Source organism: Petrotoga sp. 9PWA.NaAc.5.4 (assembly GCF_002895485.1).
GTDB lineage: Bacteria > Thermotogota > Thermotogae > Petrotogales > Petrotogaceae > AZRK01.
The window spans coordinates 1-15,317 of sequence record NZ_AZRK01000012.1 but is presented as its reverse complement, the minus strand read 5'-3'; the positions used below and the strand labels follow the sequence as shown (position 1 = coordinate 15,317).

At 28.8% G+C, this 15,317-nt stretch carries 13 protein-coding genes; 8 read left to right on the top strand and 5 right to left on the bottom strand.

Annotated elements, in window-relative coordinates:
- The first annotated feature begins 26 nt into the window (after positions 1–26).
- Genes X924_RS04455 through X924_RS04430 form a run of 6 tightly spaced genes read left to right on the top strand, consistent with a single transcriptional unit; the run spans position 27 to position 7,614 of the window.
- On the top strand, positions 27–701 hold the full coding sequence (locus X924_RS04455; RefSeq protein WP_121957746.1) for a uracil-DNA glycosylase: 675 nt from the start codon (positions 27–29) through the stop codon (positions 699–701).
- Complete coding sequence (gene smc / locus X924_RS04450; RefSeq protein ID WP_121957745.1) at positions 702–4,226, top strand: chromosome segregation protein SMC; 3,525 nt, start codon at positions 702–704, stop codon at positions 4,224–4,226.
- Positions 4,223–4,714 (top strand): methylated-DNA--[protein]-cysteine S-methyltransferase, encoded by a 492-nt coding sequence (locus X924_RS04445; protein ID WP_121957744.1) that lies wholly within the window; start codon positions 4,223–4,225, stop codon positions 4,712–4,714. The genes smc and X924_RS04445 overlap by 4 nt, the downstream gene beginning before the upstream one ends.
- On the top strand, positions 4,701–6,008 hold the full coding sequence (locus X924_RS04440) for a nicotinate phosphoribosyltransferase (protein WP_121957743.1): 1,308 nt from the start codon (positions 4,701–4,703) through the stop codon (positions 6,006–6,008). Before X924_RS04445 ends, X924_RS04440 begins: the two co-directional genes overlap by 14 nt.
- Positions 6,009–6,021: 13 nt before the next feature.
- Positions 6,022–6,645 (top strand): hypothetical protein, encoded by a 624-nt coding sequence (locus X924_RS04435; protein ID WP_121957742.1) that lies wholly within the window; start codon positions 6,022–6,024, stop codon positions 6,643–6,645.
- 30 nt (positions 6,646–6,675) lie between these two features.
- Positions 6,676–7,614 carry an enolase C-terminal domain-like protein gene (locus X924_RS04430; protein ID WP_121957741.1) on the top strand — a complete coding sequence of 313 codons (939 nt, stop codon included), beginning with the start codon at positions 6,676–6,678 and terminating at the stop codon, positions 7,612–7,614.
- 40 nt (positions 7,615–7,654) lie between these two features.
- Here the strand turns inward: X924_RS04430 and dnaK are convergent, their stop codons facing one another.
- The 3 genes from dnaK to X924_RS04415 form a co-directional block, all read right to left on the bottom strand.
- Entirely contained in the window at positions 7,655–9,454 is a 1,800-nt protein-coding gene (gene dnaK / locus X924_RS04425; RefSeq protein ID WP_121957740.1) for a molecular chaperone DnaK, read from the bottom strand.
- Between the two features lie 497 nt (positions 9,455–9,951).
- The gene (locus tag X924_RS04420) at positions 9,952–10,752 is read right to left on the bottom strand and encodes a nitrilase-related carbon-nitrogen hydrolase (protein ID WP_121957739.1); all 801 of its coding nucleotides are present in this window, start codon (positions 10,750–10,752) and stop codon (positions 9,952–9,954) included.
- Positions 10,753–10,768: 16 nt separating this feature from the next.
- Positions 10,769–11,302 (bottom strand): 5-formyltetrahydrofolate cyclo-ligase, encoded by a 534-nt coding sequence (locus X924_RS04415; protein ID WP_255398022.1) that lies wholly within the window; start codon positions 11,300–11,302, stop codon positions 10,769–10,771.
- A 242-nt stretch (positions 11,303–11,544) separates the two neighbouring features.
- Here X924_RS04415 and lnt point away from each other — a divergent pair, with 242 nt between their 5' ends.
- The gene (gene lnt, locus X924_RS04410) at positions 11,545–13,020 is read left to right on the top strand and encodes an apolipoprotein N-acyltransferase (protein ID WP_121957737.1); all 1,476 of its coding nucleotides are present in this window, start codon (positions 11,545–11,547) and stop codon (positions 13,018–13,020) included.
- A gap of 2 nt (positions 13,021–13,022) precedes the next feature.
- On the opposite strand, the gene X924_RS04405 is transcribed toward lnt, so the two are convergent.
- A complete protein-coding gene (locus X924_RS04405; protein WP_121957736.1) occupies positions 13,023–14,009 on the bottom strand; it encodes a 2-hydroxyacid dehydrogenase in 987 nt (328 codons plus the stop codon).
- Positions 14,010–14,311: 302 nt separating this feature from the next.
- Between X924_RS04405 and X924_RS04400 the strand changes: the two genes are divergently transcribed.
- Positions 14,312–14,800, top strand: a complete 489-nt coding sequence (locus X924_RS04400; protein ID WP_121957735.1) for a Dps family protein — start codon at positions 14,312–14,314, stop codon at positions 14,798–14,800.
- Between the two features lie 39 nt (positions 14,801–14,839).
- On the opposite strand, the gene X924_RS04395 is transcribed toward X924_RS04400, so the two are convergent.
- Positions 14,840–15,317: FGGY-family carbohydrate kinase (locus X924_RS04395; RefSeq protein WP_255398019.1), on the bottom strand; the 478-nt coding region annotated here is incomplete at its 5' end.

Sequence of the window (15,317 nt, the reverse complement as noted above, 5' to 3'; positions counted from 1 at the left end):
ATTAACTAATAATGGGAGAGATTTTGATGATCTTATATGGAAATGAAGAAAAAAAAGAAAGATTAGAAATGATAGCTAATAGAATTGAAAAATGTGAGAAATGTCCTCTATACCTATCAAGAACGAATACTGTTGCTGGTTCAGGAAATGTTGACTCGCCAATAATGTTTGTGGGTGAAGGTCCAGGGGCAGACGAAGATGCTATGGGTGAACCTTTTGTAGGCAAAGCCGGTCAATTGCTTGAAAAAATGTTGAAAGACTTAGCAAAATTGGAAAGAAAAGATGTGTTTATCACAAATATAGTAAAATGTCGTCCTCCGCAAAATAGAGTCCCAACAAGTGAAGAAATAGTCGCTTGTCAGTCTTATCTTGATGCTCAAATAATAACTATTAAACCTCAAGTTATAGTTACTCTTGGAAATACTCCTTTGAATTACTTCACAGGAAAAAGTAAAATAACAGAGGAAAGAGGACATTTTTTTGATTGGTATGGAAATATAAAAATTTTTGCAACTTTTCACCCCAGTTATTTGTTAAGAAATCAAAGCAGTTCTAAAGGTTCTCCAAAATGGTTTGCATACCTTGATATGAAAGCTATAGGAATCATGTATCGAGCTTTGATCCAAGGTAAGGCAGTAGAAGAAGTTATTCAAAAAATAGAGGAACAAATTAGGAGTTTGGAATCCTCTGGAGGGATTTAATTGAAACTTCTTTCATTAGAGATAGAAGGCTTTAAAAGTTTTGCGAAAAGGACTGTTTTTAACTTAGATAAAAATATTATAGCTATAGTTGGTCCCAACGGTTCAGGAAAATCGAATATCGTTGATGCTATAAGGTGGCTATTAGGAGAACAATCTCAGAAACAAATTAGAATTTCTGAAAAATCCGACATACTTTTCATTGGAAATAATGGACATGATTCATCAAATCAAGCGAAAGTTTCCTTAGTTTTAGAAGATAAAGAAAAAAAACTTGTTAAAATTTCAAAAGTTTTAGAAAAAGACTCGTCCAATAAATATTTTGTGAACAACAAATTGGTTACGCTAAAAGATTTGCAGAATGTCTTTGACAATGGACTGGGTAAAAATTTTTATTCAATAATCGGACAAGGGCAAATAGGAGAAATAGTAAATTCATCTGCTGAAAATATTAGAGACATAGTTTTAGACGCCTCTAATATCTCAAGATATCTTGAAAAAAAGAAGAATTCGTTGATTCTTTTAGAAAAGTCCCAAGAAAATTTAGAAAGAGTGAATGATTTATTATTTGTTATAGATAAAAGACTAAAATCGCTCGCAATTAGAGCTGGAAGAGCTAAAAAATATTTGGAATATGTGAATGAAATACAAAGAATCGGGAAAGTATATTTTGGCTCTTCTAAAATTTCACTTATTAAAGAGATAAAAGAACGTGAAATTCAATTAAATGATAATGAGCAAAAAATAAAAGAGTTACTGACAAAATTGTTCGAGGTTGAGAGAAATTATAGAAGTCTAAAAGACGAAATGGAGAATGTTGATGAAGAATTAACCAAAAACGGGGATCTTGTAGAAAGTTACAGAAAAAGGCTACAAAATATTGAAGATGAAAAAGAAAAATTAACTGAAGAACTTAATAATTATAATTCAAAACTTATGAATAAAAATTGGCAAAATACATCTTTAAAAGAAAATATAAGTTCTTTGGAAAAAAAGTTAAAAGAAACTGCCTCACAAGAAGAAGAATTCAAAAAGTTAAAAGAAAAAAAAGAAAAAGAGTTTTCTCTAAAAGAAGAAACTAAGAAAAAACTTATAAGTAATATAGAACTTTTAGAAAAAAAGATGAGAACTTTTCAATCAGATTTAAATACTTTAACTTTAAACATAAAATCTTTACAAGAAAAAATCAATGAATATGATAAAAAAACTTTAAACAACCAAAACAAAATTAATCTATTAAAAGAACAAAAAACCACTTTAGAAAATAGAAAGAAGAAAAATTTAGAAAAATTGCAAGAAATAGAAAATGAATTAATGCATACAAAAGATGCTCAAGCTAAATTTGAAACGTTATCTAAAAAAGAAACTGATGAGTTAAAAAACATAGAAGAAAAATATAAAAACTTATCTAAAGAATTAGATAATCTAATTCAAGAAGAAAAAAGTCTTCATTATTCTTATGAATCTTTGCAAAAACAAATTAATGAATATGAAGGATTTTCAGGGATAACTAAGGACTTTTTCAAAACTTTTAAAGACGACCCAAACGTAGTGGACGTAGTTGCTAATTTAATAGAAACAGATGAAAAATACGAAGAAGCTGTTTCAACCATCGCTGGTTCAAGATTACAAAATATTGTTATAAAGGACTCTAACCAAGCAAAAAAATATTTAAATCATCTAAAACAAAATAACAGCGGGAAAATTACCTTTTTACCTCTTGATTTATTAAAAACCAATTTGATATTGAAAGAAAAATATTTAAACGAACCTGGTACAATTGGATTTTTAATAAATCTGATAAACTTTGATGATAAATATAAAAAAGTTATGGAATATGTTTTTTCTAATGCTTTACTTGTTGATAACATTGAGACAGCAATTAATTTATCAAAAATGAATTATAATGGAAATATTGTGACTTTAAGCGGAGAATTAGTATCAAGTTACGGAGCAATAACCGGAGGAAAATCTAAATATGATTATTCTTCTACCCTTTTAAAAAGAAAAAGGGAACTTACTGAAACCGAAAAAAGACTTTTAGCAGTTAAAAGCGAATTGAAAAACAAGATATCAATCTTTGAAAGTTTAAAGGCAGAAATATCTAATAAAAAAGAAAAATTAGAAAAATTGAAAGATGATTTGAGAGATATCTTTGCAAAAAAAAGTATCCATGATTCTAATTTTAAAAATATAAAAGAGGACATTTTAGATATAACAAATCAATTAGAACAAATTGAAGAAAAACTTGTGAATTTTGAAGAGGAAAATAAACAGCAACTTCAGCAAATTAATGTTATGAACAATGAACTTGCTAAAAGTCAAGAAGAATACTCCAAAATTCAAGAAGAATTCAAAAAAACAACTGAAGAAGTTGCTAAGGGAAAAAGAACTTTGGAAGATCTCGAAAAAGAATTATTGAGCGATTCTATGGAATTGAAAAGTTTAAAAGAAAAATATGATTTTTATCAATCTCAAAAAATAAATTTATCCAAGGAATTAGAGACGCTTAAAGAACAAATTGAACAATCTACTACAGAATCCATCAGAATAGAGGAAGAAGTCAAAAAAATTAGAGCGACTCTTCTTCAAATAGAACAAGAAAAAACATTTTTAAATGATGAAATAACAAAGTTATTTGATATTATGAAGAAAAGTAGAAGTGGAAAGTATAATAAATCTCAAGATTTGGAAAAATATGAAAACGAAAGAAACAAACTTAAAGAAATGGTGAATGAATTAAGAAGTAAAAACCAAAAGATAGAGTTTGAAATAAAAGAAACAGAACATAAGATAGAATTTCTTAAAGAAAAAGCCCGAAATCTTGATATAAACGAAAATGAATTTGAATTAAAAGAATTACTTGAAAGCGATATAAAGGCTTTAGAAAATAGAATTAAAGATTTAGAAGAATCTCTCAGAAAACTTGGATCCGTTGATTTGACAGTATTAAACGAATATGAAGAAGTAGAAAAAGAATATGAAGAAAATAGGAAAAACAAAGAAGATATTTTAAATTCAATAAATTCTCTAAAAAATTCTATTTTAAAACTTGATGAAGAAGCGGAAACACAGTATAGTAAATTTTTTGAAGAATTGAATAAAGAGTTTGGACATTTTATTTCAAAACTTTTCAGTAATGGATTTGGTGAGCTAAAACAAATAGGTGAAGGTAAATCATTTGAAAAAGGGATACAAATATCCGTTAAAAAGGCTGGAAGAAACTTCCAAAAGTTGTCTCTTTTTTCCGGTGGAGAAAAAGCCTTAATAGCTATTGCTTTTTTGTTTGCATTAATGAATTTAAATCCAAGCCCTTTTTATATCTTAGATGAAATTGATGCGCCATTAGATGATATAAATGCTTCTAAGATTGCTGACCTAATAGTTGAAAATGCTCAAAAATCACAATTTTTAATAATAACTCACAATAAATTGGTTATGGAAATTGCAGAAGTTTTTTATGGAATAACAATGAGAGATGGTATAACCTTTGTAGTTCCTGTCGATTTTAAGGAGCTTGAAAGATGAAATTTATAATAGAAGTTGAGGTTGGAAGTATTGTTGTTTTTATAGAAAACACTAAAATTACAAAAGTACATCTTAAGAATGAAAAACTCGGAAATAAATTTGATAAGTATACAAAAACATATTTTGAGCTTTTGTATAATTTTTTATTTGGAGATTTGGAAAGAGTTCCGGAAGAATTCTTTGTTTTACCGGGTAAGACTGTTTTCGCAAAAAAAGTATACCAAGAGCTTTATAATACAAAAAAAGGTTGTGTGTTAACATATAAAGAATTGGCTATTAGATCTGAGAATCCCAAAGCTTATAGAGCTGTAGGGTCACTTATGAAAAATAATCCTTTGCCTATAATTATTCCTTGCCATAGAGTAATTAAGAGCGATGGAAATATTGGAAATTATTCGTCAGGAGTTGCATGGAAAATTTTTTTGTTAAATATTGAAAAACGACATAATTATAGAAAAGAAGGTGAAAAAATATATGTCTCAAAATAATTCTGCAAAAAGATTACACCCTAACCTTTTTAAGGTACCTATTGACAAAGTTAGAATGGGGTACTACACAGACAAATATTTTACAAGGTATGTTGAGGTTCTTAAAAAGGACAACAGAAAGGTCAATGTAACTTACCAATTTTTTCCTCGGAGTGATTGTGTAGTTGTAGGAATAGATGAAGCATTAGCTATTTTAAGATTTGGTACAGGTTACTATAAAGATGAAAAAAAAGCAGTTGAATTATTTAATGAAATTTTAAGAATAGAAAAAGCTATACAAGATGCTTCTACCAGGATGGACAAAGAAGAGTTGCTAAGATTAACTTCACAAAAATGGGATTTAAGAATGCTTTTAAATAATCTATGGGTTGATAAATGGGATGAAATAGAGATCTTATCTCTTTTTGATGGAGACGAAGCAAAAAATATGGAACCTGTTTTTGTTATTCAAGGGAATCCCGCTTTTTTTGGGCATCTTGAAACACTTTTATTAGGAGTAATGGCAAGAGCAACAAGCACCGCGACAGCTGTCAAAAAAGTTGTTAGAGCGTCAAGAGGTAAACCTATTTTATTTTTTAGTGCTCGATTCGATCATTTCTGGGTTCAAACCACCGACGGTTATGCTGCACTAAAAGCTGGTGCTTTTGGTGTTTCAACAGATGCAAACGCAGACTACTGGGGTGTTGAATCCTTAGGAACCATTCCTCATGCTTTAATTGCAGCATACAACGGTAGTACTTCACAAGCAGCTATTGTATTTGACAAATATATTGATGAGCATGTTAATAGGATGGTACTTGTAGACTGGAATAATGATGTAATAGGAACTACCATTGAAGTAACAAAAAATTTCTACGAATATGTCTATGGAAAAAAACCAGATGTTGAATCGGGAGAATTAGAAAAAATTATTGGAGAAGGGAAAAATAAAATTTGGGCTGTCAGGTTTGACACTGCAGGTAATCTTAGAGATAAATCTGTTGTTCCTAAGGATAGATCTTCATTAGGTGTTAATCCAGAAATGGTCTGGAGAGCGCGAACAGAATTTGATAAATTAGGAATGAAAAATTTAAAAATAATGGTTTCTGGGGGCTTTGACGAAGAAAAAATAGACCTTTTTGAGACATTACAAGTACCGGTAGATCTATATGGTGTTGGTTCTTCTTTGTTGAAGAAAAAAGTAGATTTTACGGCCGATATAGTTGAAGTTGATGGAAACCCTTGTGCTAAAGTTGGTAGAAAAAAAGGTGATTATTCGAGACTGACCACAGTACCGAAAAACTACTGGGACTAAATGGAGGTAATGTATGTTTCCTATAACGTTGTTTTTAAGTCATTTTGTTTCTGATTTTGCTTTTTCTAATGTTTATTCAAAAAAATTTTTAGATCGAACTAATTACTATAAACATTTAATTTGGCTTATTTTGGTTTTTTTAGCTTTTAATTTTGATATGCTTAAAGGATGGGGTCTTTTGATAGTACCTCTTTCTATTATTTTACACATGGCTTTTGATTTATTTAGAATTAACACCAAACAAACCAAACTTTTGCATGAATTACTGTTTTTAGCTATTTTCCTTTTTCTTTCTTATATTTTTAAACCTTTTTTTCAAAATTCTTATTTAACCACAATTTTTCAATTATACATAGTTGGTATGGTGACTACTACCAGTTTTGGTAGTTATCTTTTTAGAACTTTCAACATCCTTGGTAAAGAAGAAAAAGATACAATAGGTGGCTCCGAAAGATTGGCAATTTATATTTTTGCTTTATCTCGAAATTATCTCTGGGTTTTAATAGCTGTTGCTGCTGGATTAGCTTACAAATTTTTATTTGTAAAAAAGATAAATTATAAAGAAATGGTATTTTCACCTATTTACGGTGTAGTAGTTTCTTACCTGTGGTATCTTTTAATGATAATTTTGTTTTAGCTTATCTCATGAAAACAAGGTGAATATCTTATGAATAAAAGAAAAAGAGATGTCTATTATTGGCAGGAAAGAATTTTTTTAAAGAACATGGACGTACAATGGCAAGAAAGCACCGTTTTTAAAATTGCAGACGAAAAAGGTATCGAAGGAATAGGTGCAGCTACACCAAATAACTACTTCGGAGAAACCTTTAAAACTACAATGGCAGTTATCGAACACCTTAGGGATTTAATCGAAAATGAAAATGAAATAAATAAAATACAAAATGTTGAAGATAAAATGAGTAAAGCTATTAAAAGAGATAATGCAGCAAAAACGGTAGTAAATTTGGCAATTTGTGATTACATAAACAAAAAATATGGATTCGATATTGTCGACATTCTTTTTCCAGTTGATCAAAAAGAATTTCAAGAAAAACTTTTCAGAGTATTTTGGAAAGAAAATTTGAATATTACAGATATTATTGATAACTATTATAATAAAGATTATATATTGAAAATAGAATTTTTGGAAAAACCTACAATACAGGATTTTTTCAATCTTTCTCAAATTTTAATAGGAAAAAAAATCTGGCTTGACCTTAAAGGGTTATTTAATTTTCATGAATTGAATAAGATTTTGGAAATACTTAAAGATGTAAAAATTGTGTCTTTAGAGCAGCCTTTGGAAAGAAACAAAGAATCAAAAATAATGGGATTTTTAGAAAAATATCAAATATTTTGGGATGAATCAATAGAATCAGAAAATGATATTTTACGGTTATATAATATGTGTAATGGTGTGGTTTTGGATATAACAAAAGTCGGAGGTATTTTAAACATGAAAAAATTATTTGATTTATCAAATTCTTTAAACCTTCAAACTGTTATTTCTTCAAGATTAGAACATAGTATTAATATTTATTGGTCAAATAAAATCAAAAATGCTTTTGATTTTATTGATTTAAACTTTGAACATTATATTAAATAAAAGAGCGGTCTAACCGCTCTTTTTTATTTTTTTACATTATTTATTCTTGTTCGTCACCTTGACCCGTTGGACTTGTAGTAGCTCCAGGATTCTGATTTTGATAAAAATATTGACCAATTTTCATTACTTCTTGCTGTAACTCATCCATTAAAATTTTTATCTTTCCAAGGTTATCTTCTTCTAAAGCTTCTCTTAAATCTCGAATTTTTGATTCCAAAGTTGCTTTTAAATCTTCAGGAATTTTGTCTCCATTCTCTTTCAAAACTTTTTCTGTTTGATATATTAAATCATCTGCTTGATTCTTTAACTCAACCTTTTCTCTGAGTTTTTTATCTTGTTCTTCGTATTCTCGAGCTTCTTTTATCATTTTATCAATTTGATCTTTACTCAATTTTTGTCTTCCAGTCACTACCATTGATTGTTGTTTTTGAGTTCCCAAATCCTTAGCTGATACGTTTACTATTCCATTTGTATCTATGTCAAAAGTAACTTCTATTTGTGGCACCCCTCTTGGCGCAGGTGGAATACCGGTAAGTTTAAAACTACCTAAAAAGAAATTATCCTGAGCAAGTGGTCTTTCTCCTTGATATACTCTTATTTCTACTTCTGTTTGGCCATCAACAGCTGTTGTGAATACCTTAGATTTTTTTACAGGAATCTTTGTATTCCTTGAAATAATGACTTCCATCAAGCCACCTTTTACTTCTACTCCTAAGGACAATGGAGTAACATCAACTAAAACCAATTCTCTATCAGTTTCACCCGTCATAATAGAAGCTTGAACAGCTGCACCAATAGCAACCGCTTCATCTGGGTTAACACTTTTAGAAGGTTCCTTCCCAAAGTAATCAGTTACTAATTTTTGAACACACGGAATTCTCGTTGATCCTCCTACTAACAAAACCGCATCAATGTCGTCAGGAGTTAGTTTAGCATCTCTCATAGCATTTTCTATTGGACCTTTTGTTGATTCCACCAAATCTCTTATGAGTTCCTCAAATTTTGCCCTTGTTAATTTCTTTTCTAAATGAACCGGCTGTCCATCGACAACAGTTATAAAAGGTAAATTAATCTCTGTTTCTAATTTACTAGAAAGTTCTATTTTTGCTGTTTCGGCAGCTTCTTTTAATCTTTGAAGCGCTTGTTTATCCTTTTTCAGATCAACGTTGTATTCTTTTTGAAATTCATTTGCTAACCAATCTATTATTCTTTGATCAAAATCGTCTCCACCTAAATGATTGTTTCCAGATGTTGATATAACTTCTATAATATCGTCTCCGATTTCTAATATAGAAACATCAAAAGTTCCTCCACCTAAATCGTAAACTACAATTTTCCTCTCATCTTTCGATCTATCTAATCCGAAGGCTATTGAAGCAGCTGTAGGTTCATTGATAATTCTTAAAACTTGCAATCCTGCTATTTCTCCAGCCTCTTTGGTGGCTTGCCTTTGGGCATCGTTAAAGTAAGCAGGTACTGTTATAACAGCTTTTTTAATTTTACCCCCCAAATATTCTTCTGCATCTTTTACTAATTTCTTTAATATAAAAGCACTTATCTGTTGAGGAGTGTATACTTTATCATCTATTTTAATTGTATAATCACTACCCATGTACCTTTTTATAGATCTTACAGTTCTTTCAGAATTCAATATAGCTTGTCTTTTTGCAGGTTCTCCCACCAATATTTGCCCATCTTTTGTAAAAGAAACTATTGAAGGAGTTGTTCTTTTACCTTCGGCATTTGGGATTACTTCAACATTACCATCTGGTTTTACCCATGCAATTGCTGAAAAAGTCGTTCCTAAATCTATTCCGACAACGTATTCTTTATCACTCATATTCATACCTCCTCTATACAACTTTTATTACTAACTTTAAAAATTTCGAAACTCGAATTCTATAAATGTTTTAAATTTTATTTTTTCCAAAATACCTTCAATATTCTGATTTTGACCAATTGACTATTTCTTTAGCTTCTTAGATATTTTTACCAAAAGAATGAGAGGAGAACTCTGACCTGGATCTCTTTAAAATTCAAAATCTTTGTTTTTAGAAAATCCTTAATTTTAACGTCTCTAAAAACTTCTATCAGGTACTTTGAAATGTATAAAATCAACATTCAATTTTTTTTGGGTGTAAATTTTATAAAATATCTTTTCCATTTCACTTTTGAACTACTATCTTTGATTTCTAACTTTCTAATTTATATTATACTTTAAAAAGTCTAAATTTTCAAGCAAATATTATAAAAAAGTAATTACACTAAAATCATTTTTTTATTAATATTTCACTATATATAAATGTAAATGAAAATAAACTGTATATCACTCTTAAGTTAAGAGTGAAAATAATAAATAGGTTTTCTATCTTTGAATAAATCATTGTATTTATTTATTTCTTTAATGCGAGCGTTATATTCGTTTGCTTCTATTGTTTCAATACAATCTCCCTCTTCTGGTAATCTAAGAATAACTTCACCACTTGGTGAAGTTATCTGACTTTTACCAGTAAATGAATATTCTAAATTACCGTTCTTCTCATTGCCCCAAATATTTGAAGTAGCAATATAAACCTTATTTTCTAAAGATCTTATTTTATTTGCCTCTTGGCAGTATGGCATAACAAGATTCGCCGGATGAAAAATTATATCGGCACCCAATAAGGCAAGAGTTCTAAAAGATTCCGGAAAGTACCAATCAAAACAAATAGCTAAACCCACTTTTACCCCTTCAATCTCTGTTACCCAAAATCCTGTATTACCAGGTTCGAAAAAAAGTTTTTCTTTGTAAAACAGATGAGTTTTTCTATATATTTTAAAACTGCCTTCTTTAGTAATAAGAATTGCTGAATTAAAAAAATTTCCCTCTATCTTTTCATTAAAACCATAAACAATATTTATTCCATAGTCTTTTGAAAATTCTCTAAAAGTATTAAAAGCATATCCTTTATCTTCAAGTGGCGATTCAAATGTTTTTTCTAATTCTTCTTTTGAAGAATAAGCATAACCTGTAAAAGCTAATTCAGGAAAAACTATAAAATCGGTTTCTACATCTTTTACCAAATTAATAACATATTCAACGTTTCTTTCAATATTAAAAAGTTCCGGTCTGTATTGAACTACTGATACTTTAAACATTTACATCACTCTCACTTTAATAAGAATTAAGTATTCTTTTTTCTGTGATAACTAAATCAACTTTTAAATCATTTTCATGCTTAATAAAAGATTCAACTAATTGAAAATCAAAAATGGTTCCTATTAAAAAGGTTTTTTTGTTTTCTTGAAAATATCTATCATAATATCCTCCACCATAACCAATTCTATATTTTTGAAAATCATAAGCTATTGCTGGAATAACATAAATATCAATTAATGAAGAAAAATCATCAGTAACGGGTTCAGGAATATTGAAATTGCTTTTTTTTAAATTATCCAAACTGTCTACTTTAGCCATAAACATCTTTTTACCGATGATTTTTGGTAAATAAACATACTTGGAATTTTCTAAAAGTTCCTCTATAGCAGGAATAATGTCAACTTCCTTATTTATAGGATAATACAATGCTATAGAAGAAAAACTTATTTTATAAAGTATATTTTTTAGCTTTTTTACTATAATTTGAGAAAAATTAACGTAACTTCCGTTATCTAAATTTTTTCTCTTTTCAATCATAATTTTTCTTATTTCCTCTTTTGTAATAATATCACTCCTAATATATTAATTATTTTTTAAAGTCGATATTTATAACTAAATTCAAAAAATAGTTGACTGATAAAATTTCTTCATCAAATATGTTTTGTGATATCATAGTTAAGAAGGATTAGAGTTATGAAGACATTTTTATAAATTTTAAACTTAGAATATCAATAAAATCTAAGTCTTAGAATCTCTAAAGTGGTTTAAAAATCTAAAATACGGAGGTAAAGATGAGTTATATACTTACTTTAATTTCTGGAATTTTAACAGGTTTAGCAATGCCGGGGAATTTGTTTTCTTTTTTAATTTGGGTTTCTTTAATCTTTTTTTTAAGAAACATGGCTTATTCAAAAACTCATTACGAAAGGTTATTTCATACTTTAATTTATTCTTCCTCCATGCTTGTTACAACTCTTTGGTGGTTACTTCCGACATTATCAAAAAATATACCTCAAGTGTTAAAAAGCTATCCTCCTATTATAGGGTTCTTTGGTTTTGTAGGTATGATCATTCTTTTGATGATACCTTACTTGTTAATATGGATTTTGTCAGAACTTTATCATAGGAAGGATAGAAAATATAATTATTTTTCTTTAGTTTTATTCTATTCTTTTGCTTACACATGTACCGAAGTATTAAGAGAATTTGGAGATTTGGCTTTTATGGGAGGAAATTTGGGGTACGCTTTATTTGACCATTTGGGTTTATTACAGTTAAGTTCATTCGTTGGAAGTACCGGACTTACTTTTTTGATAGTTTTCGTAAACTCCATAATCGCCTTTGATAAATCCCGGGATAAAACTTTTAAAATATTTATTATCTTTTCATCCATATATATTTTAAACTTTGCTATTATACGATATTTACCTCCAATCAATAATACAAACGATTCAATAAAAATAGGAGTTGTCCAAACGAATATTCCACAAGAAATAAAATACTCATCTAATACCCAACAAAATTATTACGATTTTTCCTCAAAAACCCAATCGTTTATAAACAAAGACATTGATTTACTTGTATTTCCCGAATCTACTTTTCTTGAAGATGTTTCAAACTCTGAAATTAACAATTTAATAAAAGTAGATATTCAAAATTTATATACGCCTGTAATTATAGGTCATCCTCGAATAGATAAGGATAAAGTTTACAACTCTGCCTGGTTATACAACGAATACGGAGAAATTATATCAGTTTATGACAAAGTAAAATTAACTCCATTTGCCGAATTTTTACCTTATGAATCGATCTTTGGAAATTTTGACGCTTTTAAACTTTTAAGATATTATACACCCGGAGAAAGTTATAACCATTTTTCTATAAACGATATGAATGTTGGAGTTCAAATTTGTTTTGAAACATATTTTCCGGAAGTTTCTATCAACCAAGCAAAAAATGGTTCTGAATTTTTTATAGCGATAACTAATGATGGTTGGTTTAAAAACAAAACAGGTCTTATTCAACATTTTACACAAGGAGTGTTTAGAGCAGTAGAAACACGCCGGGATTTTATTCAGGTATCCAATACAGGTATCACAGGTTCAATTGATAGATTCGGCAGAATAACCAATATGTTTGAACCAAAACAAGAAAAAACAGGAATACTTTTCGTAAATTTAAATGATAACCTCTCTTTCTATTCTAAAGCCTCTGATATTATAAAAATATTATTTTTCTTAGGAGCTTTACTTTTAGCTATAATTTGATTTTAATATCCATATTCTAAATCGACTATATCCTTAGGTTTTCCAGTTTCTAAGAAAGCCATAATATTTTTGATTGTCTCATCAATACTATATTTTGTTGCATCTGTATTATAACCTCCGACATGCGGAGATAAAACAACATTTTTTAATGCTGTTATTGGATAGTTTGAAGGTAATGTTGCTGGTTTTTCTATTGTTGGATAATTGTACCATACATCTATAGCTGCACCTGCTATTTTATTATTAACTAAAGCTTCATACAGTGCTTTTTGGTTTATTACATCTCCCCTTCCAACATTTATTAGATATTTATTTTCCATTATATCAAATATGCGTTCCCCAATTAAACCTTTTGTGTATTTAGATAAGGGTAAAGTCACAAAAATAATTTCGCTTTTTTTAATAACATATTCCAATTCCGAACTAATTTCATCAACATTTTCGATTTTTTCGCTTGTATTCCTTTTATATCCAATAACTTTACAGTCAAAACCTTTTAACATTGATGCCAAATGTTTTCCAATATTACCCAAACCCAATATTCCACAAGTTTTATTTTGTATAGACACCCAAGAATTTTTTACTGATTCTCCTGCACTGAATCCATGCCAAATCCCTCTTTCTAAATCTTTATGATATTCAACAATTTTTCCCAAAAGAGATAAAGCAAGAACCAACGCTCTTTCAGCAACAATGCGGGCATTTCCATGACTGTTTGAAACAAGAATATTTTTTTCTTTTAGCCTTTCTAATGGCAATTGATTTACACCAGCATAAGGAACAAATATAACCTTTAAATTTTTCGCCTTTTCTAATAGACTTTCAGTGAGATTATCTCCATATACTAAAGCATCGACTTTATCAATAATATCGTTTAAATCTTTTACATTTTCCCAATCAATAAATTCCACTTGTGGAAATATCTTTTTTGTTTCGATAATTTTATCCTTCCAATATGAATTTAACTTGTTCATAAATAGTATCTTCATTTTTTCCCCTTCCTTATGAATCATTACTACCGTAATGAATCCAAAAACTTATCTTTCAAAAATCTTTATTTCTAAAGCGAACATATAATACTTATTTATTTTCAAATAAGACTATATATATTAGCTATTTAATTTTACCACAAAAATAATCGGAGTTAAAAGTAACTAAAAGTTTTTCTTAAAGTATAAGACACTTAATTGTTAATATTTTTTATAAATAACAGTTATAATTTTACATAAATATGTTATTATAATATTGAAAATAATAATTAATATATAAAAACAGAAAAGGAGTGATTATGATGGAAAAAAGTAGAAATATTAATTTGAATATAGGTTTAAATGAAAATGCAAGAGAAGAAATTTCAAAAGCTTTGAACGTTTATCTTTCTAATTTACAAATACTTTATGCAAAGCTTCATAATTTACATTGGAATGTTGAAGGCCAAAATTTCTTTAAAATACATGAGAAACTCGAAGAATTCTATGATGCAACTTCTGAACAAATAGATGAAGTTGCTGAAAGAATACTTAGCTTAGGCTACAGACCTTTGGTAAAACTCAGCGAATACTCTGAAAACTCAGATTTAAAAGAAATAGAAAGCAGAGCTTATGATGGATCAGAGACACTTGAGGTAGTATTAGAAGACTTTACTACTTTAATAAATGAAACAAGAAAAATTATAAAATTAGCTCAAGAAAAAGGCGATGAGGGTACGGCAGATATGTTAATCGGTTATTTAAAGGAATACGAAAAGAACTCGTGGATGTTAAGAGCCATGTTGTCTTAAGTATTAACTAACAAAAAAGCGGCTAAAGCCGCTTTTTTGTTATGAGTTTTGAACTTTAGAGAGTATAGCAAAATCTTCTTTGAGAGAGATATATATTTTTTTATAAATCTCATAATAATTGTCATATATTTCTGTTTCTTTATAATTTGGTTCAATAATTTCTTTAAATTTTATCCATTTTAAAACATCTTCAACTTTTTCCCCTTCTCCTAATGCTGCTAACATTGCTGCTCCATATGCACCACCTTCATCTATTTCAGGTAATTTTACCGGCATTTTAAAGTTCGTGGCAACTATTTTTGCCCACGTCTTATTTTTTGCTCCTCCACCTACTATTCTCATATCTTTAATTATTGTTTTTCCTTTTATTAACTCATAAGAATCTCTTAATCCAAAAGTTATTCCTTCCATTGTTGCTCTCAAGATATCATTCTCATTGTTAAGCGAAGATATCCCAAAAAACACTCCTCTCGCATTTGGATCTCTATGCGGTGTTCTTTCTCCATTTAAATACGGT